The sequence below is a fragment of the Streptomyces odontomachi genome (assembly GCF_024435355.1).
GTDB classification, from domain to species: Bacteria; Actinomycetota; Actinomycetes; order Streptomycetales; family Streptomycetaceae; genus Streptomyces; species Streptomyces odontomachi.
On record NZ_JAMJWG010000003.1, the window covers coordinates 632,737 to 654,883 of the forward strand.

18 protein-coding genes are annotated in these 22,147 nt (G+C 72.1%); 10 read left to right on the forward strand and 8 right to left on the reverse strand.

Annotation, left to right across the window (positions count from 1 at the left end):
- Positions 1 to 6 precede the first annotated feature (6 nt).
- The gene (locus NQO67_RS10685) at positions 7 to 1,524 is read left to right on the forward strand and encodes a dihydrolipoamide acetyltransferase family protein (RefSeq protein WP_255949562.1); all 1,518 of its coding nucleotides are present in this window, start codon (positions 7 to 9) and stop codon (positions 1,522 to 1,524) included.
- A gap of 600 nt (positions 1,525 to 2,124) precedes the next feature.
- Here the strand turns inward: NQO67_RS10685 and NQO67_RS10690 are convergent.
- Together NQO67_RS10690 and NQO67_RS10695 are read right to left on the reverse strand one after the other, a co-directional pair.
- Positions 2,125 to 3,528 (reverse strand): FAD-binding oxidoreductase, encoded by a 1,404-nt coding sequence (locus NQO67_RS10690; RefSeq protein ID WP_255949563.1) that lies wholly within the window; start codon positions 3,526 to 3,528, stop codon positions 2,125 to 2,127.
- 55 nt (positions 3,529 to 3,583) lie between these two features.
- Complete coding sequence (locus tag NQO67_RS10695; protein WP_255949564.1) at positions 3,584 to 3,994, reverse strand: helix-turn-helix domain-containing protein; 411 nt, start codon at positions 3,992 to 3,994, stop codon at positions 3,584 to 3,586.
- A gap of 296 nt (positions 3,995 to 4,290) precedes the next feature.
- Here NQO67_RS10695 and NQO67_RS10700 point away from each other — a divergent pair, with 296 nt between their 5' ends.
- Together NQO67_RS10700 and NQO67_RS10705 are read left to right on the forward strand one after the other, a co-directional pair.
- On the forward strand, positions 4,291 to 5,280 hold the full coding sequence (locus NQO67_RS10700; RefSeq protein WP_255949565.1) for an SAM-dependent methyltransferase: 990 nt from the start codon (positions 4,291 to 4,293) through the stop codon (positions 5,278 to 5,280).
- Positions 5,281 to 5,352: 72 nt separating this feature from the next.
- A complete protein-coding gene (locus NQO67_RS10705) occupies positions 5,353 to 6,180 on the forward strand; it encodes an HNH endonuclease family protein (protein WP_255949566.1) in 828 nt (275 codons plus the stop codon).
- A gap of 3 nt (positions 6,181 to 6,183) precedes the next feature.
- Here the strand turns inward: NQO67_RS10705 and NQO67_RS10710 are convergent, their stop codons facing one another.
- The 4 genes from NQO67_RS10710 to NQO67_RS10725 are packed head-to-tail and all read right to left on the reverse strand — an operon-like array spanning position 6,184 to position 13,149.
- Complete coding sequence (locus NQO67_RS10710; RefSeq protein WP_305125689.1) at positions 6,184 to 9,660, reverse strand: SAV_2336 N-terminal domain-related protein; 3,477 nt, start codon at positions 9,658 to 9,660, stop codon at positions 6,184 to 6,186.
- 2 nt (positions 9,661 to 9,662) lie between these two features.
- Complete coding sequence (locus NQO67_RS10715) at positions 9,663 to 10,613, reverse strand: AAA family ATPase (protein WP_255949568.1); 951 nt, start codon at positions 10,611 to 10,613, stop codon at positions 9,663 to 9,665.
- Entirely contained in the window at positions 10,610 to 12,748 is a 2,139-nt protein-coding gene (locus NQO67_RS10720; protein ID WP_255949569.1) for a VMAP-C domain-containing protein, read from the reverse strand. The genes NQO67_RS10715 and NQO67_RS10720 overlap by 4 nt, the downstream gene beginning before the upstream one ends.
- A 2-nt stretch (positions 12,749 to 12,750) precedes the next feature.
- Positions 12,751 to 13,149 (reverse strand): CU044_2847 family protein, encoded by a 399-nt coding sequence (locus NQO67_RS10725; RefSeq protein ID WP_255949570.1) that lies wholly within the window; start codon positions 13,147 to 13,149, stop codon positions 12,751 to 12,753.
- A 184-nt stretch (positions 13,150 to 13,333) separates the two neighbouring features.
- Here NQO67_RS10725 and NQO67_RS10730 point away from each other — a divergent pair, with 184 nt between their 5' ends.
- The 4 genes from NQO67_RS10730 (at position 13,334) to NQO67_RS44545 (ending at position 17,253) form a co-directional block, all read left to right on the forward strand.
- Positions 13,334 to 14,122, forward strand: coding sequence for a hypothetical protein (locus NQO67_RS10730; RefSeq protein WP_255949571.1), 789 nt, complete (start codon positions 13,334 to 13,336; stop codon positions 14,120 to 14,122).
- Between the two features lie 47 nt (positions 14,123 to 14,169).
- Positions 14,170 to 15,525 (forward strand): sensor histidine kinase, encoded by a 1,356-nt coding sequence (locus NQO67_RS10735; RefSeq protein ID WP_255949572.1) that lies wholly within the window; start codon positions 14,170 to 14,172, stop codon positions 15,523 to 15,525.
- Entirely contained in the window at positions 15,522 to 16,208 is a 687-nt protein-coding gene (locus NQO67_RS10740; protein WP_255949573.1) for a response regulator, read from the forward strand. The genes NQO67_RS10735 and NQO67_RS10740 overlap by 4 nt, the downstream gene beginning before the upstream one ends.
- A 205-nt stretch (positions 16,209 to 16,413) precedes the next feature.
- On the forward strand, positions 16,414 to 17,253 hold the full coding sequence (locus NQO67_RS44545) for an eCIS core domain-containing protein (protein WP_374118951.1): 840 nt from the start codon (positions 16,414 to 16,416) through the stop codon (positions 17,251 to 17,253).
- 81 nt (positions 17,254 to 17,334) lie between these two features.
- Here the strand turns inward: NQO67_RS44545 and NQO67_RS10750 are convergent, their stop codons facing one another.
- Entirely contained in the window at positions 17,335 to 19,503 is a 2,169-nt protein-coding gene (locus NQO67_RS10750; protein ID WP_255949574.1) for an MMPL family transporter, read from the reverse strand.
- A 144-nt stretch (positions 19,504 to 19,647) separates the two neighbouring features.
- On the opposite strand from NQO67_RS10750, the gene NQO67_RS10755 reads away from it, so the two are divergent.
- Positions 19,648 to 20,289, forward strand: coding sequence for a TetR/AcrR family transcriptional regulator (locus NQO67_RS10755; protein WP_255949575.1), 642 nt, complete (start codon positions 19,648 to 19,650; stop codon positions 20,287 to 20,289).
- Positions 20,290 to 20,306: 17 nt separating this feature from the next.
- Here the strand turns inward: NQO67_RS10755 and NQO67_RS10760 are convergent, their stop codons facing one another.
- Positions 20,307 to 20,819, reverse strand: a complete 513-nt coding sequence (locus NQO67_RS10760; protein ID WP_255949576.1) for an ATP-binding protein — start codon at positions 20,817 to 20,819, stop codon at positions 20,307 to 20,309.
- Between the two features lie 249 nt (positions 20,820 to 21,068).
- Here NQO67_RS10760 and NQO67_RS10765 point away from each other — a divergent pair, with 249 nt between their 5' ends.
- A complete protein-coding gene (locus NQO67_RS10765; protein WP_255949577.1) occupies positions 21,069 to 21,947 on the forward strand; it encodes a helix-turn-helix domain-containing protein in 879 nt (292 codons plus the stop codon).
- On the forward strand, positions 21,944 to 22,141 hold the full coding sequence (locus NQO67_RS10770; protein WP_255949578.1) for a DUF397 domain-containing protein: 198 nt from the start codon (positions 21,944 to 21,946) through the stop codon (positions 22,139 to 22,141). Before NQO67_RS10765 ends, NQO67_RS10770 begins: the two co-directional genes overlap by 4 nt.
- Positions 22,142 to 22,147 lie beyond the last annotated feature (6 nt).

The window sequence follows — 22,147 nt, forward strand, 5'->3', positions numbered from 1 at the left end:
GTGAGGATGAGCAAGGCGACCAGCGCGAGCGGATCCGTGCGCGAATTCAAGATGCCCGACGTGGGCGAGGGGCTCACCGAGGCCGAGATCCTGAAGTGGTACGTACAGCCGGGTGAGGCGGTCACGGACGGCCAGGTGGTCTGCGAGGTCGAAACCGCCAAGGCCGCCGTCGAGCTGCCGATCCCGTTCGACGGCGTGGTGCGTGACCTGCACTTCCCCGAGGGCACCACGGTCGACGTCGGTCAGGCGATCATCGCCGTCGAGGTGGCCGGGGGCGCGGCGGGCGGGCCGTCCGACGCCGCGGACGAAGCGGCCGGTGCGGGCGAAGGGGCGGGGGCCGCCGATGCCGAGCCGGAGGGCCGCCAGCCGGTCCTGGTCGGCTACGGCGTCTCGCAGTCCACCACCAGACGCCGCCCGCGCAAGGCCCCGGCCGCCACCGCTGCCGCGACACCCGCGGCCGACGCCGTCCAGGCCGAACTGAACGGTCACGTGGACACCGCACCCCCGGCGGCACCGTCCGCCGTGCCGGCGGCCCCTGCCGAGGCGCCGCCGGCTCCCGCGAGCGTCCCGGGCGAACGGCCACTCGCGAAGCCGCCGGTGCGCAAGCTGGCCAAGGACCTGGGCGTCGACCTGACGTCCGTCGTGCCGTCCGGACCCGACGGGATCATCACCCGCGAGGACGTGCACGCCGCGGCCACGCAGGCGCCCGCGGCGGCGCCGGCCGGCCGACCCGGCGCCGAGCGGGTCGCACGGGCCGAGCAGCAGGTGACGGGCGAGCCGTCCGTCCCGGCGGCTGCGTTGGCCGACGCGGCCGGCCGGGAGACCCGGATTCCCGTCCGGGGGGTGCGGAAGGCGACCGCGCAGGCGATGGTCGGCTCCGCGTTCACCGCGCCGCATGTCACCGAGTGGGTCACGGTGGACGTGACCCGCACCGTCAAGCTCGTCGACGAGCTGAAGCGGGACGCCGACAAGTACGGCCTGACCGGTCTGCGGATCAATCCGCTGCTGCTGATCGCCAAGGCCCTGCTCGTCGCGATCAAGCGGAACCCGGAGGTCAACGCCTCCTGGGACGAGGCCAACCAGGAGATCGTCCAGAAGCACTACGTGAACCTGGGCATCGCCGCGGCCACGCCACGCGGCCTCATCGTGCCGAACATCAAGGACGCGCACGCCAAGACCCTGCCGGAGCTGGCCGAGGCCCTCGCGGACCTCGTCGGCACGGCACGCGAGGGCCGCACGTCCCCCGGTGCCATGCAGGGCGGCACGGTGACGATCACCAATGTCGGCGTCTTCGGCATCGACAGCGGCACGCCGATCCTCAACCCCGGCGAGTCGGCGATCCTGGCGGTCGGCGCGATCAAGGCGCAGCCGTGGGTCCACAAGGGCAAGGTCAAGCCACGCCAGGTCACCACGCTGGCCCTGTCCTTCGACCATCGCCTGGTCGACGGCGAACTGGGGTCGAAGGTGTTGGCGGATGTGGCGGCGGTTCTGGAGGAACCCAAGCGGTTGATCACTTGGGGGTAGCCCCCAAACTCCCTCCCCCCTGTCCCCCCTAGGGGGGCTCCTCGGTCTCGGCGGGACCCCTGCGGGTCGGGTCCTTGCCGGCCGGCCGGGCGGGGCCGTTTGCGTCGTGTCCCGGCCGTCGGCGGGTGGGGGGTTTTGCGCAGTTCCCCGCGCCCCTGGGGGTGGGGTGGTTTGTGTTGTGTCTTGGCCGTTGGCGGGTGGGGGGTTTTGCGCAGTTCCCCGCGCCCCTAGAGGGGTGGGCGCGTTGCGTCCCCCTTGGGGGCTTGTGTTGGGCACGTAGTGCCCACCTATCAGGGGCGCGGGGAACTGCGCGACCGGGCACGACGAGGCCGTCGGGTCGTCACTGTCCCGAGGGGGCTGTTTCTGTCGTGTTCGGGCCGCCGGCCGGTGGGTGGTTGCTCGCGCAGTTCCCCGCGCCCCTAGGGTGTGGGCGCGTTGCGCCCCCCTGGGCCCCGTGTCGGGCACGTAGTGCCCACGTATAAGGGGCGCGGGGCTGTGACACTCTGCGGCTTCGCCGCGCGGGCGCGACCGCCCACGACGAGGGCGAGAGGTCGTCACCGGCCGGCGGGGGCTACGGCGTGGTGGCCGTTGACCGGAAGGTCACGGGAGACGCTGCGCCCCGTCAGGGGGCACGTTGTGGTTGAAGCGGAACACGTTGTTCGGGTCGTACGCCGACTTCACCGTGGCGAGCCGGCGATAGTGATCGGCGCCGTAGCCCGCGAGGCGCCGCCCCGCACCTTCGTCGCCGATGAAGTTGAGATACACCGCACCGGTGGACCACGGCTCCAGGTCGGCCCGGGTCCGGCGGGCCCACCGTATGCCCCGCTCGTCGTCGTGCGGATCGCTCCACATGCCGAAGGGGTGCACCACCCACGGCGCCTGCCGCCACGGCAGCGGGAAGTCGCCCCCGGTCCGCGCGGCGACGCCGCCCTGCGGGAACAGCACGTGCTGCGACGGTGACGGTACGACCATGTCGTCGGCGCGGGCGCAGAACCGGTCCACGGCCTCGTCCGGGAAGGACGCAAGGTACTCGGCCGACCAGTAGTTGCGGTAGCCGGGCGGGTCGTCGAACATGCACTGGACCTCGGCGTAGGGCAGTTGGCTGATCATCCCGCCCTGATGGCCGAGTTCGAGCATCGGCGCGGTCGCCGCGCGCCCCGCCGCCTCCTCACCCGCGTAGGTGACCAGCATCAGGCAGGCGAGCCGGTTGGCCAGGTGTTCCGGTACGAACTCCTCCGGCGGCGCGGTGAGGAACAGGATCCCGCCGCCGATCTCGTCCGGCGCGTCCTGGAGGAAGTCGCGGTAGGCGCGCAGCACCCGTGGGCCCTCCGCGGCGTCCCACAACATCAGCGCCGCGGTGAGCGACGGCAGCCGGTGGAGCCGGAAGGCGAACGACGTCGCCACGCCGAAGTTGCCGCCGCCGCCGTGCAGCGCCCAGAACAGTTCGGGGTTCTCGTCCTCGCTCGCCCTGACGAAGCCGCCGTCGGCCGTGACCAGGTCGACCGAGAGCAGGTTGTCGCAGGCCAGCCCGTACTTGCGGTCCAGCCATCCGGATCCGCCGCCGAGCGTGAACCCGCCGACGCCCGTGGTGGAGACGCGGCCGCCGGTGGTCACCAGGTCGTGCGGCTGGCAGGCCCGGTCGAGGTCGCTCATGGTGGCGCCGCCGCCGACGGTGGCGACGCGGGCCTCGGGGTCGACGACGACCCGGTTCATCCGGCGCAGGTCGATGACGAGGCCCTCGTCGACCACGGCCTGCCCGGCGACGCTGTGACCGCCCCCGCGTACCGCGATGTCCAGGCCGTGCTCGCGCCCGTAGCGGATGGCTGCGGCGACGTCCCGTGGGGTCTCGCACTGGGCGATGACGGCCGGACGCCGGTCGATCATCGCGTTGAAGATCGTGCGTGCCTCGTCGTAGGGCGGGTCGTAGGGGGTGAGCAGAGTGCCCTCGAATCCGTCCCGCAGTACGGTGAGCGCGGCGGTGTCGTCGATGTGTCCTATGCCCATATTGGGCTTTATGCCCGATGTGTGGGTCGACATGCAGGCGTCGTGCCGCTCCGCATCACAGCAGGAGCTCGGCCAGCTCCTCCAGGAGTGCCGTCGCCCGGCGGGCTCGGTCGGGGTCCGGAACGGCGCGGGCGACCGCCTCGCCGATGTCGCGGGCCGCGCGGCGGCTGATCGCGTGCAGGGTGCCGTCCGCGACGCGGATGCGCGTGCGGCGCCCGTCGTGCGGGTCGGGCGAGGCCTGGACGAGGCCCCGCTTCCGTAGCCGGGACACCGATGCCGAGACATGGCTCTGCACGAAGCCCGTCCGTTGCTGGATCTCGCTGATCGAGCTGTCCGGATGCTTGATGACGTCCTCCAGCGCAGCGGCCTCGCCGGGCGTCAGTGAAAGGTCGCCGCTCTCGCCGGTGACCTGGGAGGACAGTTCGATCAGCCGCTTCCCGAGCCGGTGCAGTCCGCCGCCGTCCATGCGGTGGATCTTACAAGGTTGCATCGCCGCCGATGTAGCGCCGGCGATGTAGCGCCGGCGATGTAGCGCCGGCGATGTAGTCGGCGCGGAGGTGTAAGCGACCTGAAGTCTTGATGCCTTGATGCCTTGATGCCTCGATGCCTTGATGCCTCGATGTCTTGATGGGTTAATGCATCTGTGGCGATGTATCGTTGGCGATGTAGGTAGTCGGGCGGTGGCGACTGTCGTGGCCGGCCGGTACGCGAGGGCCGGTCGTCGAGGGGGCGGGCATGGGATCCGATGAGGTCCTGCGGGGTGTGGCGAAGACGGCGCTGGGGGTGGCGGCGGTGCGCGCGGGTGAGAGCCGGCGGTCGGATCGGCTGTTTGACGACCCGTATGCGCAGCGCTTTCTGGATGCCGCGCCGGGGGCGTTCCCCGAAGAGCCCGCGGGAGGTGGTGCGTTCGCCGCACTGGGGCCGATGGCCGAGCTGGGCATGGCCTTCGCCCATCACGGGGTGCTGCGCACGCGGTTCTTCGACGATTACCTGCTGGCCGCTGCCGAGGCGGGGTGCCGTCAGGTGGTGCTGCTCGCCGCCGGTCTCGACACCCGGGCGCTGCGGTTGGCGTGGCCTGCCGGGACGCGGGTGTTCGAGGTGGACCTGCCCGAGGTGTTCGCCTTCAAGGAGCCGTTGCTCGCCGGGTGCGTCGAGCCGTCGGGGTGTGAGCGCGTGGTCGTGCCGGCCGATCTGCGTGAGCCGTGGACGGATGCGCTGGTCGCGGCCGGGTTCGACCGTGCTGCGCCGACCGCCTGGCTGGCGGAGGGGCTGCTGGTCTATCTCACGCCCGAGGCCGCGGAGGGGCTGGTGGCGGGGGTGAGCGCGCTGTCCGCGGCGGGTGGTCGACTCGCCTTCGAGTATGGCCATATCGCCGACTCGGCGCTGCTCGCCCAGGCGTGGCGGCTTCCCTCGATGGATCCCTACCGGGCGTTGTGGAAGGGCGGACTGGGGACGGAGGCGCCCGCCCGGCTCCGTGCGCACGGTTGGCAGGCGCGTCTCCATGACCGTGTCGACGTGGCCGCTTCCTATGGTCGGCTGGTGCCGGGCTCGTCCGGTCGTCCGGTGTCGGGGCCGTCCGGTGGCGGTTTCCTGACCGCGGTCCGCGCCGGGCCCGCACCGGGGCCCGCACCGCGGTCCGCGCACGGGGGCCGAAACCCATTGGCTGAGGCGGAAACTGATCGGCCGACGGCGAAGCCAACCGGCCGAAGTCGGGCGGTTCCCGGCACGGTGTGTTGCCATCCGGGGGCGTGACCGGATGATGAGGGGGTCCGTCCCGACCGGGGCGGGTACGCCCGACCGGGCGGGAGAGTGGGGGAGCGACCGGTGTCCACGAGACCACGCAGGCAGGGGCGGGTGCCCACCCTGCTCCTCATACCCGGGCTGCTCCTGGCAGCCTCCGCATGCAAGACGCCGGGCGACGACCCGGCCCCCGCGCACTCCTCCTCGTCCGCCGGCGCATCCTCCGGTGCCTCGAAGACGCCCTCGGAGTTGCCCTCGAAGGCGCCCGCCCAGGCCGGCCACCCCACCAGCCCGCTGAAGAACCCGCACGGCACGAAGCCGGGCCTCGCCCCGATCACGACCCTGGACGACCGGGTGTCGGCCCGCCGGGTCATCGACCAGCTACGCACCAAGGGCCGCGGGCCCAGGACCGGCTACGAACGCGACGAGTTCGGCTACGCGTGGATGGACACGGCCGACGGTGTCCCGCTGGCGCACAACGGCTGTGACACCCGCAACGACCTGCTCCGCCGCGACGGCCAGGACCTGCGCTTCCGCTCCGGCTCCGACTGCGTGGTCACCGCCATGACGCTGCACGACCCGTACACCGGCAAGACCATCCGGTGGACCAAGTCCCGCGCCACCACGGTGCAGATCGACCACGTCATGCCCCTGTCGTACGACTGGCAGATGGGCGCGGCGCAGTGGCCGAAGAGCAAGCGGGAGGCCATCGCCAACGACCCGCTCAACCTGATCCCGAGCGACGGCCCGACCAACGCCGCCAAGGGCGATTCGGGCCCGGCGTCCTGGCTGCCCCCGAACAAGCAGATCCGCTGCGCCTACTCGCTGCGCTTCGCCCAGGTGTCGCTGACGTACGACCTTCCTGTGACGGCTGCCGACAAGCGGGTGATGCTGGCGCAGTGCGACGGCTGACGGTCAGTCGTTTCCGGTGTTTCCGGTGTTTCCGGTGTTTCCGGTGTTTCCGGGGTTTGCGGGGTTTCCGGGGTTCAAGGGGCTTCCGGGGCCGGCCCCGGACCCGGGTTCCGCATCCGGCTCGGCCCCGGCTTCCGGTCCTGGCCCGCTCATGACCAGCTCGGCGAGTTCCAGGAACGCGCTCGTCGTGGCCGCCCGCAGCCGGTCCAGGTCCCAGTGCGCCGATTGCAGGACGGGATCGAACGGGACCTGCACCACCTGCTCGGGAGCGATGCCGAGGTGCTGGGCGAGCACCGCCGGCAGGTCACGGGGAGCGCGGCCGTTCAGCTCGGCCGCCACCACGATCACCTCGTTCACCAGCCGCTCGTGCCCGGCGTCCCACACCGCGTCCAGGGCGCGCACCGCCCCATCGAGGAACCGGTCGGCGCTGCCGCAGCACAGGATCAACCGGTCGGTGCGGTCCAGCACCACGTCCGCCGACCGGTCGACGTACAGCGGCTCCCAGTCGGTGAGCACGAAGGGGTAGTGCGGCGCGGTGCGCTCCAGCACGCGGGCGTACTCCGCCGCGTGGGCGGGGTTGACGGTGAAGTGCCCGCCGCGGTGCGCCACCACTTCGAGGCCCGACGACAGCCGGGTGGTGCAGGCACGGACCTGGTCGTGCGAAGGGTTCGGCGGTAGCGCGGCGAGGGTCCGCAGCACCGCCTCGTTGCGGTGCGTGATCGTGAGGAAGGCGTCGAGCGCTCCCTCGGACGGGGCGCCGTCCAGTGCCAGGACCGGTTCACCGCGCGCGGTGGCGAGCAGCGAGCCGAGCACCATCGTCGTGGTGGCCCGGCCGCTGTAGCGGTCGGCGCCGACCAGGGTCAGCCGTCTGCCGTACCGCAACGGGGCGCGCAGCCGCGCCAGGCGTGCCTCGGCGGCACGGCGGGCGGCTCCGAAACGGGGCAGGCGCAGCTCCGGCGGTCTCGGCCGGTCGGCTCCGGCGGGCGGCGGGGGTACGGCGAGCGGCACCCGCGCCGGCACCGCCACGGGGGCCGGCGCGACCGGTTGCTCGCCGCCGTGCTGAAAGCGGCTCTGGGCGACGTACCGGGCCAGGAGTTCGGCGACTTCGCTGGCCGCCGGTCGCTGCGCCGGATCCGCGTCGAGGCACCGCGACACCATCCGCCGGAGGCTCTCCCAGGTGTCGCCCTGCCACAGGTGCATCCCGTCCGGCATGCCCGGCATGTCCCAGCCCGCCTTGCTGCTGATGAACTGGAGCAGTTCACCGAGGGAGTGCACGTTGTCCGCGGGGGTGGGGACCGGCCCGGCGAGGGGGTACTCGCCGTCGATGACGCAGTCCGACAGATCCGCCAGGACGATGGTGCGGCGCAGCACGAAGACGCTGTCGGGGCCGAAGTCGGCGGGCACGAGTCCGTTGGCGTGGCACAGGGCGAGGGCGTTGGCGAGGTAGCAGCCGACGAGGAGCCCGCGGAGGGTGTCGAACGGGGCGGTGCTGTCCGCCATGGCCTGGGTGAAGATCTCTCCGAGCCGGGGCGGCTGGGCGGTCGGGGTGTCCGGGTCGGCGATCAGCGTCATCGCGATCCAGGGCGGCGAGCCGTTGTACTCGGTGACGAGCAGGTGGGGGGCGTACTGCCCCTGGAGCCGGGAGAGCGCCTCCACTTCGGTCATGAACAGCCGGGTATTCGCGGTCGCCCAGTCAGGTCGCTGGACCCGCAGCGCCGCCATGTCGCCCTGCTCGTCGGTGCCCAGGTAGACGGTGGTGCGGCGGCCTCGCCGGCGCCCTCTCAAGGTGTATTCGCCCAGCTCCCGAGGGTCGTCCTCGGTGAGCGGCGCCCAGTCGTCCGCGTCGGCGACGGCCGCTGCGTGCGGTGTGCCCGCGGCGCCCGCCGTACCGCCGAGAGATATGCCGAACCTGGTGAGCAGCCGCCGTTCCACGCTGGTGAACGGCTGGTGCGAACCGGGCAGGTCGGCGGGCCCTTCGGGGTGGGCGAGCCAGGCCGGGAAGTCGGGTGACCTGCCGACGAGTTCTTCCAGGTGACGTCCGATGTCGCCACTGGTACGCAGGAGTTCGCCCTGCGGGACGGCGTCCAGGAGGGTGCTCTTGGACGCCTCGGAGAAGTCGAAGACCCGGTGCTTCGCGGGCAACGGACCGGCCACCGGTGCGGGATGCGGCTGGAGGAGTCCGCCGAGGAACACCTCCGCGAGGTGGGAGGTCCTGGCCGGCCACGGGACGGCCCGCTGCACCAGCCGCATCACGGGCACCGTCAGCGGGGAGACCGCGGCCAGGTGCGCCGCCAGCCGGTACGCCTCCGGGGTGGCCGCGTCCCGGAAGTGCTGGGCGCTGCGTGTCTCGCGCGGTGCGGCGGGGGCGGTGTACTGACCGGGCCGGGCCAGCAGCGGCAGCACGGCGCTGGTCCCGGGCGAGGCGAGCAGTCGGGCCCAGTCGTGGAGCGCGCCGGGGGTGGGTTCCACGACGGGCACCGGCACCCCGTCGAAGCCGCCGAGACCGGACGGCAGCACCGGGTCGACGACCTTCCAGGCGGTGTTGGCGCCGCCGATCCGCCGGGTGGTGACCTGCCAGCGCTCGGCGAAGATGCCGGACGCCTCCCACATCTCGGGCGGCAGGGTGTGCAGCACCGCCACCGGGCCGTGGGCGGCGCGCTCCTCCAGCAGCCCGTGCAGGGTGCCGTCCCGCCACGCGGCGCCCATGCCGTCGCTGACGACCAGCAGGAGCGTCCGTCCTGACGGGTCGTTGACGGTGCTCAGGGGCAGTTCGGTGCTGTCCGGCAGGAACGGGCGGGCGTGCAGCCGCGGACGGCGTGCGGTGCGCGTGTCGAGTCCGAGGACCCGGGTGACGGCGAACGCGCCCAGCCTTTCCAGCAGGGTGCGCAGCTCCGCACCGAGCCGGTGCCACAGCAGCATGGACAGGCCGTCGTCGACCAGCAGGACCAGGTTCAGCCAGCGTTCCCGCACCGGCCGCTCCACCACGTCGGCCAGGCCGGTCTCCGCGAGCTCGGCGGCGGTTCGCTCCTCGTCGACCTCCGTGCGGTACCGGCTGTCGTGGCGCCGGCGCAGGGGCCGCAGTGCCCGGCCGAGCTGGAGCTCGTCGGCCAGCGCCTTGTCCTCCGGCACCCGCACCGGCATCGCCCTGCGCGGCTCCTGCTCCGGCGCGACGGCCCGGATCTCGGCGACCGGGGCCTGACGGGCCGCCGCATACAGCGCGGGGCTGGTGAGGTCGGGCAGGTCGGGGTCGTCCGGGTCCGGGGCGTGGCGCTGCCGACCGTCACGGGCCGGTTCCGGAGCGGGCGGTGGCGTGGGCGGCGGGTCCGGCTCCGCCGGGTCCGGATGCAGCGGGGCGTCCGGGCCGGCGGGCATGCGGCGCGCCAGCCACAGCACGTCCAGCACCTGGTCGGCGTCCAGCTCGTGGCCGCAGGCCGAGAGGACCCGCAGCGCCTCGACGAGCCGGGCACCGCCGCCGGCCATGCTCACATCGCCCCGGTGAGCTGGTGCAGTACGGCGTTCAGCAGGCCGTCCGCCGCCAGGTCGACACCGCCGGTGCGCAGGAACACGGCGTTCAGCAGCTGGTCGGTGGCCAGTTCCTCGGTGCCGCGGCGTTGCAGGAAGGCCTCGACCAGGTCGTCCGCGTCCCGCAGCGCGTCCTGGCCGAGGTGCGCCGCGACGATGGAGCACAGCCGCTTCTTGTCGGGCACCGGCAGATCGAGCCGGATGCAGCGGCGCAGGAAGGCGGGCGGGAAGTCGCGCTCCCCGTTGCTGGTGATGATGACGACGGGGAACTCGGTGCACTGCACGAGCCCCTGGTGCACGCGGACGGTGCCCTGGTGGTCGTGGGTGCGCACCTCGACCTCGGCCATGTCCTCCGGGAGCCGGCTCAGCTCCGGGATGTCGAAGACGCCTTCCTCGAAGACCGTCAGCAGGTCGTTGGGCAGGTCGACGTCGCCCTTGTCCATCTCGTCGACGAGCAGGGCCCTGGGGGTTGCGGACGGCACCAGGGCGTTGCCGAGAGGGCCGAGCCGGACGAAGGTGCCGATCGACGGCTCGCGTTCGCCGCGGTCCCGGCTGAGCGTGGTCTCCCTGAGCCGGCCGATGGCGTCGTACTGGTAGAGGGCGTCCTTGACGGTCGAGCGGCTGTTGATGGGCCAGCGCAGCAGCCGGCCGAGGCCCAGCTCGTGCGCGATCGCGCGGGCCAGCGACGACTTGCCGGTGCCCGCGGGACCCGTCACCAGCAGGGGGCGGCGCAGGTGCAGCGCGGCGTTGACGACGTTGGCGTGGCGCTCCTCGATCAGGTAGGGGAGTTCCGGACGGGCGGCCTGGGCAGGGGTGAAGCTACGCCAGGGCGGGGCGGACGGCAGGGTGACGGACCGGGCCGAACCGTCACCGCGGAAGAGTCGCCACGGGGCCTCGGAAGCGGAGGTCATACGTTCTCCTGGGGTTCGGACAGGTGCAGTCTCGGCAGCGGTCGGTCGGCGTCGGCCCAGGCCAGCACGGGACGGCCGGGATAGTCGGGCGGGCAGTGACTGGCGCCGGCGCGGTAGGCGCGGATCTCGTCGGGCAGCTCTCGGGTGGCGGTCTGGGCCGTGTGCGTGATGACGTGCGACGCGCTCTCCCCTTCGCGGTCCCACACCACCACGGGTATGCCCAGCGCGAGGCAGGTCTGCACGACAGCGTCCCGCGAGTCGGGCGGTACGTCGACACAGACGCGGACCGTGTCGAGCTGGTTGACCAGTTTCGTGTAGATCTTCTCCTGGTCCATGGCCGCCGAGACGACGAGGGTCTCCCCGGAGTCCAGCCGGTTCCACCTGCTGCGCCAGTGGGGCATGAAGCGCTGGTGCCGGCGCAGCAGTTCCGGGCAGTGCACGACCAGCGGGAACTCCACGCCGAGCACACCCGGTACCAGTTCACCGGGGACCAGCGCGGTCCATTCGTCGACGGGGAGGTTCAGGCTGGTCCGGTCCACCAGCACCTCGACGAGCGGTGGGCGCTCGTCGTCGTCCGGCAGCGTCAGGGAGTTCAGCGTGCGCAGCACCGCACGGGCCGCCTCGGACGCCGAGTACGTGGTGGTGCTGTCCTGCGTCACCTGGCGGGGGCCCGCGCCCTCGTCGCACCAGATGCGCAGCCCGTGCCGGCCCTGGTCGGCCCGGGTGACCTGGACGAGGACGCGTACCCGCGCGCGGTCGCGCAGCGAGCGGGCCCACTCCTGGGCGTCGGACCTGCGCTCGCCCAACGCGGTCCGGTTGATGCCCAGCCGCTGGGCCACACCGTCCGCCCACAGCCGCAGGTGCGCCCGCTTGGTCACCGGGCAGAGCGCACCGGCGTACTCCATGACGCGCAGCAGCGCGGGGACCCGGCGTTCCCCCGGCGTGGCACGGCCGTCGCCGTGCAGCGACTCCAGGTCGTCGAGCAGGCCGTCGAGTGAGCCGCTGCGGGGCAGCTCGGCGAGGTGCGGCAGGGCGGCACGTGCGGCCTCGGGGAGCCGGTTGAGCACCTCGCGGTCGAGGCCGTCCAGGTGCTTGCGCAGCTCGGTGTGCTCCTGCGGCGACAGCAGCCGCGGGACGCCCGAGAGGGCGCCGAAGGCCAGGATGCGGTCAGCGGCCTCCGGATGCGGGCGCCGCAGCAGCCCGGAGAACGCGGCCAGTGCGCGCGGATGCGTCAGCAGGAACGCGGCGATCTCCTCGGCCGTGGGCGGGGTGACGAGGCTGCCCTGCTGGACCTCGCACACCTGGGCCAGGCGCCGGGCGATCTCGATACGGTCGCCCGGCGACAGCAAGGCGTCCTCGATCGCCTTCACCAGCAGCGGGAGGGCGGAGTCCGTGGGATCGAGGGCCGCCCGGCCGAATCGGCCGAGCACGCCGAAGGGACGCAGCTCGTCCTCGATGTGCTGCCACGGCAGGGCCCAGCTGCGCCGCAGCAGGTGCTGGGGACTGTAGGGAAGCGGCATCCCACCGGCATCCGTCGGCGGCATGTAGTGCGCGACGACCATGCCGACGACGGCGTGGTCCGTAGGGGACCACACGGGACCGCCGCTGTAGCCGGTGCCGACCGCCATGCCGGTGGCGTCCCCGTCGAGGTAGCCCAACCCCCCGTGCACCGAGACGACGTTCAGCCGGGCGACCGTGGCGGCCCGGCCGTTGCCGTGCCAGGCGCGCACCTCCTGGCCGGGGTCCATGGCGGCCCGGCTCGCCGCTCCGGGCAGATCGGTGACGGGCGTGTCGACGCGCAGCACGGCGAGGTCACCGAACCACTCGTCGTCATGGTCGCCGACCGCCGTGCCGCGCCCCGTGCGCGGCGGGATCCAGTGCTCCACCCATGCGGGACACGAGCGCTCCCGCTCCCGTTCGCGCCACTGGACGGAGACCACGCTGTCGCCCGGGTAGCGGTCCTCGAGCATGGCACGGTTCAACGCGACGTTGACGACATGGGCGCAGGTCAGCACGGTGTTGGCGGTCAACACGAAGCCCGCGCCCGCCACGTTGCCGTTGGCCGCTCGCCGGATGCTCACGACATGCAGGGACGGGTCGGCCTGCGCCGCTGCCGGGGTTGTGAACCACCCCAAGGTCACTCCGGCGTGTGCGTGGCGTCGGGGCGGTCCGCGGCGAGCGGCTTCCAGCTGGCGGTGACGGTGAGGTGGGCCTGACCGCTGCCGCCCACGATCCCGAACTTCAGGTCCTGCCCGACCTGCACGCCGAAGGTCACGCTCAGCTCGGTGGGCGGCTCGGGTGTCGCCTTCGCCGCGTCGTGCACCTGCTGGAGCAGCGGCCCGAGCGGCTTGAGCGCCCCGCGCAGCACACTGGCGGCGACGTCGGCCACGACACGGCCCCCGGCGGCCACGGGCACGGCCCTGCCCATGCCTTCGGGAAGGTCGGAGTCCGCCGGGGTCCCTCCCACCGTGCCGGGGGCAAGGACGAACCTGACGGGCGTACCGTCGTCGAACTCGGTCTCAGTCGAAGTGGGCACGCTCACATTGTCGCCGGTCACGCGACTTCGGCCGGTATGGGCGCAACTCGGTTACGGCATTGATGCATTGACGGCGGCGGACTGGGCCGCGGCCGCCACGCGTGCCGGTACGACCACGGTCTGATCCAGGAGTGTGGCCCGTGCTCCGACGACGTGGGGGGCCATGCGGCAGCATCGTTGCCGCATGACCGCCACGAGTGAGCCAACCGCCGCGTCGCAGCCGGCTGCCGGGTCGAACTCCGTTCTTCCCGACCCTCCCGCCCCTGCCGTCCCTCCCGTCTTCCCGGGCCGCTGGGTAGGCGCCGCTTCCCTGGTCGTCGGGCCCCTGCTGGTCCTGTCCGGCGTGCTGCTGCGATTCCGCTTCGACTTCTTCTACCCCGCGCAACTGCGCGCGTACGAGCACCATCCGGGCCTCGTCACGGCCTCGTACAGCCTGGTCTCCGCGGGCTGGGTACTGCTCTGGCCGGGCATCACGCTGCTCGCCGCCCGGATCGGTGAACGGTTCCGGGAGCTGGCCGTGTGGGGCGGCGTCCTCACGGTCCTCGGCCTGTTCGCGCGGACCTTCCACGCCGGTGTGGACCACCTGGACCTCCACCTGGTGACCGTGCAGGGAGCGGCAACGGCGACCCGCACGGTGAGCGCGACCTACGGCGCGTTCCACGTCTTCAGCATCCTGAACGCGGCCATCATGGGCGGCTGGATCCTGCTGGCCTTCGGTGCCTACCGTGCGCGGGTGCTCGGACCGCTGCGTGCGACGGCCCTGGGGCTGGCGTCGGCGATGCCGCTGGGCGTGCTGAAGGGGACGACCGCCTGGTCGATCGCCGCTGCCGCGGGACTGTGCGTGGCGCTCGTCCCGCTGGGCGTGGCCGCGTGGCGCACCGGGCCGGTGCCGCGGGCGGCGACGGTCGCCGGGAGACTTCTCCTGGTCGGCCTCGCGGGCACCGCGATGTTCTTCTTCGGGCAGGCGGGATGATGCGCGCAGGCAGGAGGAGCGGTCGCGGCGCTCGGTACCGTCGTGTGATGCGCACCGTGCGATGGCGTCTGCGGACGGGCCCGCACCTGCTGGTGCTCGACGTCGGCGCGGCGGTCGTCATGACGGTCGGGTACGGGGCCCTGGCCGGGCAGAGCGGGTCCGACGGCCTGCCCCACTTCGTCGGTCCGGCGTGGGTGGGCTGGCTGGTGGCGGTCGGCGTGGGCGCACCGCTGTCCGTTCGGCGACTGTTCCCGCTGCCCGCCCTGGCCGTGGTGCTGGCCGCTTCGGCGGCTGCGACGCTGCTCGACATCACCCGCGACCCCTACGTTTCCACGGCGCTGGCCGCGTACGCGGTGGCGCTCGTCGAGCCGGCTCGCCGTGCCGCCGCGGCGCTGGCCCTGACCCTGGCGGTCGCGGCGTTCGCGGTCATCACCGGTGAGGCGGCCCTGACGCCGTCCGGACCGTGGTCGGCAGCGGTCGGAACGTCGGCGCTGGTCTGGCTGGTGGTCGGTGCCGCGTGGGGCGCGGGCCGGGTGGTGCGGGAACGGCGCGCTCGGGCGGTTCGGCAGGAACTGCGGCTGGCGGAGGAGGCGCGGTCCGAGGAACGCCTGGACATCGCCCGGGAGTTGCACGACATCGTCTCGCACAGCCTCAGCGTGATCGTCGTCTCGGCGGCGGTCGCCGATCACGTCGCCGAGGAACGCCCCGAGGAGACCCGCGACGCCCTCCAGGCGATCGAGCGGACCGGCCGGGAGGCGCTCACGGAGATGCGGCGCGCGCTGGGGGTACTGCGCGGCGACGCAACCGATCAGCGCGCCCCCGGCGCACCGGAGACCGCACCGCCGCCCGGCCTCGACGACCTGCCGCGGCTCGTCCGGCGCGCCGAGCAGGCGGGCGTCCGTGTCGAACTCGGCACGCACGGTACGCATGGCGCGCACGGTACGCACGGCGCGCACGGCACGCGGCGCACGCAGCTGACCGCCGCGCTCTCCGCGGGGACCGCGCTGGCCGTGTACCGGATCGTTCAGGAGGCGCTGACGAACGTGGTCAAGCACGCCGGCGACGGCACGCACTGCCAGGTGACGATCACGGGGGACGGGCAGGGCGGCGTGGCCGTCGAGGTGGTGGACGACGGCGCCGGACGTGCGGCCGGTTCCGACCGGGCGGGCCTCGACCGGGCGGACTTCAAGGGCGGTCACGGACTCGTGGGGATGCGCGAGCGCGTGATGATGTACGGCGGGACGCTGGCGGCGGGACCGCGGCCCGGCGGCGGCTTCACCGTCTCGGCCCGGCTGCCCCCGCCCGAACGTCCCTCGCCGGAACGTCCCTCGCCGGGGCCTCTCCCGCCGGAACCTGCGAACTCCACGAACGCCTGCCGAAAGGAAGGGACCGGGACCGCATGACCGATCCGATCCGGGTGCTCGTCGCCGACGACCAGCCCCTGCTCCGCCGCAGCTTCCGGCTGCTCGTCGACACGGCACCCGGGCTGACCGCCGTGGGCGAGGCCGGCACCGGCGCCGAGGCCGTCGAGCGGGTGCGGCAGCTCCACCCGGAGGTGGTGCTGATGGACATCAGGATGCCCGATCTGGACGGCATCGAGGCGACCCGGCGGATAGCCGGATCAGCGGAGACCGCCGGCACCCGGATCCTCGTCCTCACCACCTTCGACCTCGACGAGTACGTGTACGGCGCGCTGCGCGCCGGGGCGGCCGGCTTCCTCCTCAAGGACACCTCCCCCGACGCCCTGTTGACGGGCATCCACACCGTCGCCGCCGGCGAGTCCCTCCTGGCGCCGTCGGTGACCCGCCGCCTCATCGCCGAGTTCGCCCGCCTCCCGCACGCGCACCGTGCGCCGGTCTCGTCGTTGCCGGACCTCACCGACCGCGAACGCGAGGTCCTGGTGCTGGTGGCCCGGGGCCTGTCCAACGCCGACATCGCGGCGTACCTGCACCTCAGCAACGGCACCGTGAAGACCTACATCGGCCGCCTGCTGAGCAAGTTGCGCGCGCGTGATCGCGCACAGCTGGTCATCAGCGCCTATGAGTCGGGGCTGGTGAGTGCCGGCCCTCAGCCGGCCGAGAGTTGATTCCGGGACGTGAGGGCGTCCACATACCGGCCAACTACCTTCATGTAAACGGCAGTTGATGTGCCGCGATCGCGGTGCGGAGTGTCCCGTTCGGGCACCGAACAGTGCCCGCAGGCTCCTTGCCCAACGTGATCAGACTGGGCTGAACTTCACAGAGGCGCAGTTCGCTTGAGGTCCACCGGTGCCACGGGAGGTACTTGCGGCCATGCAGGCCCACGATCACGATCACGACGCGACACGCCGGGCGAAGCCGGCCCGGCGATCATCTCCGTCCGCCAAGAGCCCTGCCCTGCCGGTGCGGAACCCGCTCGTGGTCGGCGACACGTCACCGGCGTCGATCCTCGCCCTGCAACGCACGGCCGGGAACGCCGCCGTCTCCCGGATGCTGCAACAGGCGCGGCACGCGCACGGTCCCGGGTGCGGGCATCAGCCCTCGGAGCAGGGACAGCACCAGGACCAGCCGGTGAAGCCGGTGGCACCGGTACAGCGCAGCACCGCCGTGCACCAGGTGCTGAGCGGTGGTGGCCGACCGATGGACGGTCCGCTCAGGCAGGAGATGGAGGCCCGCATGGGCGCCGACTTCTCCGACGTCCGCCTCCACACCGACGCCGCGGCCAGGGCGTCGGCCGCCGAGCTGGGTGCGCGCGCCTACACGTCCGGCAACCACGTGGTGATCGGCGAGGGCGGAACCGACAGGCACACGCTCGCCCACGAGCTGACCCACGTCGTCCAGCAACGCCAAGGGCCCGTCGCCGGCACGGACAACGGGTCGGGTCTCCAGGTCTCCGACCCCGGCGACCGTTTCGAGCGCGCAGCGGAGGCCAACGCCCACGCCGTGATGGACCAGCCGATGCCGTCGGCGTCGTCCGCCGCCGGAGCCCGGGAGGGTGACCACCCGGTGCAGCGCGCCGAGGCGGACGGCGCCGTGCAGCGGGCGCCGAGCGAGTCGACCACGTTGCCGAATTCCGGCAGCTCCGGCGTGCCCACGGTGAGCAATGCGGACTTCATCGCCTGTATGGAGGCCGGTGGCGATCAAGAGGGGTGACGTCGAGTACGGGTAGTAGGGCGCCGTCCTGGCCCGCCCGGACCCGCCGGGTTCCTCGCGCGGCGCGGCGTGTCCTGTCCGTCAGCGCTTCCCTTCGGGGTGCCTTGCGGCCACGGGCAGCGCGGGCTCGGCACGTCCTTCCGCCTCGATGTGCAAGTGCGGGAGCCGGCGCAGCCATCGGGGCAGCGTCCAGTTCCGGTCGCCCAGGATGTACATGACGGCGGGTACGAGCAGGAAGCGCAGCAGGAAGGCGTCCAGCGCCACCGCCGCAGCGAAGCCGATGCCGATCTGTTGGAACAGCAGTTGCCCGCCGAGCGCGAACGCCCCGAAGACGGCGATCATGATGACGGCGGCGCCGGTGATGACGCCGCTGACCCGTCCCATGCCCTCGCGCACGGCCCGGGCGTTGTCGCGGTGGACGAGCCATTCCTCCTGCACGCGGGTGAGGAGGAACACCTGGTAGTCGGTGGAGAGACCGAAGACGATCGCGATCATCATGACGGGTACCGCGAAGCTGACCGGTGAGGGTGGCAGTCCGGTCAGGCCGTGCTGGAAGAGGAAGCCGACCAGGCCGAGGGCGGCACCGATGGACAGCAGGTTCAGCGCGGCGGCGGTGAGGGGGATCGCCAGGGAGCGGAAGACCACGAGCAGCAGGACGAACCCGATCGCGAGGGTGACGGCGATGAAGGGCAGCAGCCGGCTGCTGAGCGCCGAGGACAGGTCGATGTAGCCGGCGGTCGGTCCGCCGACGTGCACGGCTATGTCGTTGCCGGCGACAGCGCGGGGGATCACCGTGTCGCGCAGCCGGTGCACCAGGTCTCCGGTGGCCGTGGCCTGCGGGGCGGTGGTCGGTACGACCGACAGCACGGCGGTGGTGACGGCCGGGTCGGTGCGCGGCGGGCTCACCGAGGCCACCCCGGGCTCGGCCGCGATCGTACGGGCGAGGTGGTCGAGGACCGTGACGTCGGAGGGGGACGGCAGCGTGGTGACGAGTTGCAGAGGCCCGTTGAAGCCCGGTCCGAATCCGTCGGCCAGCAGGTCGTAGGCCTTGCGGGTGGTGGTGTGGGAGGGGTCGGTGCCGGCGTCCGGATTGCCCTGGTGCAGGCCGAGGACCGGCAGCGCAAGCAGGAGCATCACGGCGGTCACCCCGACGGTGGCGATCCACCGCCGGCGCTGTACCAGGTGTGCCCAGCGGCGGTAGCGCGGCGAGACGGCCGTGGCGGGGGTGAGCCGGCGGCCGGGCACGCGCAGGCTGTTGACCCGGTGGCCGAGCAGCGACAGCACCGCGGGGAGCAGGATGAGCGCCGCGGCCATGGTGAAGAACACCTCGATCGCGGACCCGACGGCGATCCCGCTGGTGACGCTCACCCCGAACAGCAGCAGCACCAGCAGCGCGAGCACCACGGTGGTGCCTGCGAACAGCACCGCCCGCCCTGAGGTGTTCATGGCCTCGGCGGCGGCCTGCTTCGGATCGTGGCCCTCGGCGAGCAGGGTGCGGAAGCGGGAGACGATGAACAGCGAGTAGTCGACGCCGACGCCGAGCGCGATCATCGACGCGATCCCCTCGGTGGCGCTGCCGATGTCCATGACGTGGGTGACCAGACCGGTCACGCTGATCCCGGCCCCGAGCGCTACAAGGACCGTCACCAGGGGCATCGCCATCGCCGTCACGGATCCGAACAGCACAAGGAGTACCAGCGCGGACGCCCCGAGGCCGATGGCCATCAGCGGGCCGGGTCCGGACGACCGGGCCTCGGCGACCGCCTGCCCGCCCAACTCCACTTGCAGCGCCGGCGTACGGGCCGACTGCGCGGTGTCGACCACAGCGCCGACAGCGGATTCGGGGAGGTCGTTCGCCGCCGCGTCGAAGGTGACCGTGGCGTATGCCGTCCTGCCATCACGCGAGATCGCCTGACCATGTGCCGCGTACGGGCTCTCGACGTGCGCCACGTGAGGGAGCGAGGCGACCTTCGCCAGCATCGGCTGTACACGCTCGCGCACCGCCGGATCGTCGACCGTGCCGGCAAAGGTGTGGAAGACGATCCGGTCGGCGTCGCCCGAGTCCGAGGGAAAGGCGCGCGCCGCGATGGACTGGGCCGTCTGCGAGTCGGACCGGGGGAAGGTGAACGCGTCCTGGTAGCTCGCGCCGCCGGCCGCCCTGCCCACCCCGAAGAGCATGAGCACCAGCGTCACCCAGCCGCCGATGACCCACCAGCGGCGCCGTACCGCCCATCGCCCGAAGGCCCGCATGGATCCCCCCAGAAACTAAACGGTCCGTTCTCTATCTTGGGTACCGTAGCATCAATAGAGAACGGACCGTACCCACCCGGCGTCGGACTGCCGTCCTTGCTACGGTCAGCGGTCAACAGCAGCGGAATCCGGGAGGTGCGGACTGTGGCCGAGCCCGCCGAGTGGACCGCGGCGGCTGATCACCGCAAGGGTCCGCGACGCCGTGGCGAGGAGCTTCGCGCCGCGATCCTGGACGCGACCATCGCCGAGCTCAGCGAGGTCGGCTACGCCAAGCTGGCGATGGAGCGGGTCGCCGCCCGCGCCCGCACCAGCAAGGCCTCGCTCTACAGCCGGTGGCCCAACCGGGCCGAACTGGTCGTCGCCGCGCTACGGCACCACGGCGGCCCCCCGCTGGCGGGACCTGCGGACACCGGCAGCCTGCGCGAGGACGTGCTGGCACTGCTGCGGCACGGCGCGAAGAGCCTCAACGGGCTCTTCGGCGAGGCGGTCCGAGGCCTGATGGCCGAGAGCCTGACCAGCCCCGAGGACACCGAGAACCTACGCGCCAACATGTTCACCTCCCGCAACCGCCTCATGCGCGAGATCCTCGAACGCGCCGCGGCCCGCGGCGAGATCGCAGAAGACGCGATCAAACCCCAGGTGATCAGCTTCGCCCCGGCCCTGGTCGACTACCACTTCCTGGTCCGCGGCGCCCCGATCCCCGACGAGGTCCTCACCACCATCGTCGACGACCTGCTGCTTCCCCTCCTGACACCCACCGCTCCCGACAGGAACGCGCGCCCATAGCCAGGGAGCCAGGGGCCTCACGTGGCTGTCCGCCCCTCTCCTGGACCGGCGCCCAGCGCCAGCTCCGCGAACACCGTCTTCCCGACGACGCGGGGCGCGGCGCCCCACCGGTGCGCCAGGTGGTCGACGACGATGAGCCCGCGCCCGAAGGTGTCGGAGTCCCCCGGGCTCCGCGGCCGTAGCGGACGGTCACCGCGCGCGTCGCTGACCTCGATCCGGAGGATGTCCTCGGTCAGCACGAGGCGTACCTGGAAGAGACGTTCCCGAACGCCGCCGTGCAGCAGGGCGTTGGCGCCCAGCTCGCTGACGATCAGAGCGACGGACTCGGCGTGGCCGCCGTGCCCCCATTCGGTGACGAGGCGCTCGGCGCGCCGGCGGGCGAGGCTCACGCTGCGGGCGTTGGGCGTGTAGTTCAACGCGTCTTCCCGGAGGACGGGACCGGGTACGGCCGCGGGCATCGGGGTCACCGCGACGTACTCGACCTCGACGTCACCGTCGCCCCGTGCCTCACCCTCGTGAACTGCGGTCATGCCGCGCCTCCTCGTGTACGGATCCGGTGCCCGGTGCGGCGACGTCGGGGTACGGGGCGGTGGCTCGCCGGCCGGCCCGGGGCGTTCCGGGCAGCACGGTGCGCTTCCGCCAAGCGACGGCGCTCTGCGAGCGGTTGGACACTCAACGTAGCGATAGAGCAACTGTGAGGGCAAGTAGCTCCGAGATATTTGCCGAGACAATTGTCTCCATGCTTCGACGCTCTGCTGTGGATGGGGGACACTGTGTGCGTGAAGGGATCACCTCAACTCGGAAATCGGACGTCCACCGTTCTGGGGCGCCGGCTCGGCAGCGAGCTGTTGCGGCTGCGGGTCGTGTCTGGGAAGACCCAGGTCCAGGCTGCTGAAGTACTCGGCGCGACCAACTCGAAGATCGTGAAGATGGAGCGCGGCTGGGTGCCGATGCGGGATCTGGACGTCAAGGCCCTGTGTGAGCTCTATGCCGCAGATCAGGAGACCTCGGAAGGACTGCTCAACCTGGCCCGGCTCGATCGGGATCGCCGAAGGGCGAAGGGGTGGTGGCAGCACCCGCCGCATGCCGGTGGTCTGACGGAGTACATCGCCATGGAGGATGCAGCCACCTCGGTGCGGACGTGGCAGCTTTCACTGATTCCAGGTCTGCTGCAAACGCCGGAGTACGTGAGGGCGCTGGTGGTCAGCGATGGTATGCGTCAAAATCCCGAGGATATCGAGCGGGTAGTCGAGGTACGGAGGAGAAGACAGGCCCGGCTTGGTGGGGAGAACCCTCTTCAGCTGCGGGTGGTGATCTGGGAGGGTGCACTACGTCAGCTTGTAGGTGGCCCAGGGGTGATGGGGCGACAGCTTGAGCATCTGCTGGAGCTGAGCCAGCTGTCGAACGTGTGCCTCCAGGTACTGCCGTTCCAGTCCGGTGGACATCCCTGCGTGAGCGGTTCGTTCACGATCCTCTCGTTCGCCGAACCCGGGGCAGTGGACGTGGTTCACGCCGACACCATGACCTCCACCGTGTGGGTCGAGAACGACGAGGGCCCGGCGTATCGCGCGTATTTCGACAGCACGGCGGAACTCAGTCTTCCGCCAGATAAGTCGCTCGACTTGATCAAAGAGATCAGCCAAGGGATGGAAGCGTGACCGAGTTCAGATTCATGAAGTCCAGCTACAGCGGTGGCAAGGATGCGCAGGAATGCGTCGAAGTCGCCCGCAACATACCCGGCCTCATAGCCGTCCGGGACTCCAAGGCGCCGGACGGCCCCCTGATACGGGTCGCACCTGGTGCGTGGGAGGACTTCGTTCAGGGAACCGTCACCGCTGACGAGGAGCGCTGAACGCCA

Excerpts from the sequence above, each read along its gene's own strand:
- NQO67_RS10685 (WP_255949562.1), top strand. The coding sequence starts at position 7 with ATGAGCAAGGCGACCAGCGCGAGCGGATCCGTGCGCGAATTCAAGATG.
- NQO67_RS10690 (WP_255949563.1), bottom strand. The coding sequence starts at position 3,528 with ATGGGCATAGGACACATCGACGACACCGCCGCGCTCACCGTACTGCGG.
- NQO67_RS10695 (WP_255949564.1), bottom strand. The coding sequence starts at position 3,994 with ATGGACGGCGGCGGACTGCACCGGCTCGGGAAGCGGCTGATCGAACTG.
- NQO67_RS10710 (WP_305125689.1), bottom strand. The coding sequence starts at position 9,660 with ATGGCCGGCGGCGGTGCCCGGCTCGTCGAGGCGCTGCGGGTCCTCTCG.
- NQO67_RS10715 (WP_255949568.1), bottom strand. The coding sequence starts at position 10,613 with ATGACCTCCGCTTCCGAGGCCCCGTGGCGACTCTTCCGCGGTGACGGT.
- NQO67_RS10730 (WP_255949571.1), top strand. The coding sequence starts at position 13,334 with ATGACCGCCACGAGTGAGCCAACCGCCGCGTCGCAGCCGGCTGCCGGG.
- NQO67_RS10735 (WP_255949572.1), top strand. The coding sequence starts at position 14,170 with ATGCGCACCGTGCGATGGCGTCTGCGGACGGGCCCGCACCTGCTGGTG.
- NQO67_RS10740 (WP_255949573.1), top strand. The coding sequence starts at position 15,522 with ATGACCGATCCGATCCGGGTGCTCGTCGCCGACGACCAGCCCCTGCTC.
- NQO67_RS44545 (WP_374118951.1), top strand. The coding sequence starts at position 16,414 with ATGCAGGCCCACGATCACGATCACGACGCGACACGCCGGGCGAAGCCG.
- NQO67_RS10750 (WP_255949574.1), bottom strand. The coding sequence starts at position 19,503 with ATGCGGGCCTTCGGGCGATGGGCGGTACGGCGCCGCTGGTGGGTCATC.
- NQO67_RS10760 (WP_255949576.1), bottom strand. The coding sequence starts at position 20,819 with ATGACCGCAGTTCACGAGGGTGAGGCACGGGGCGACGGTGACGTCGAG.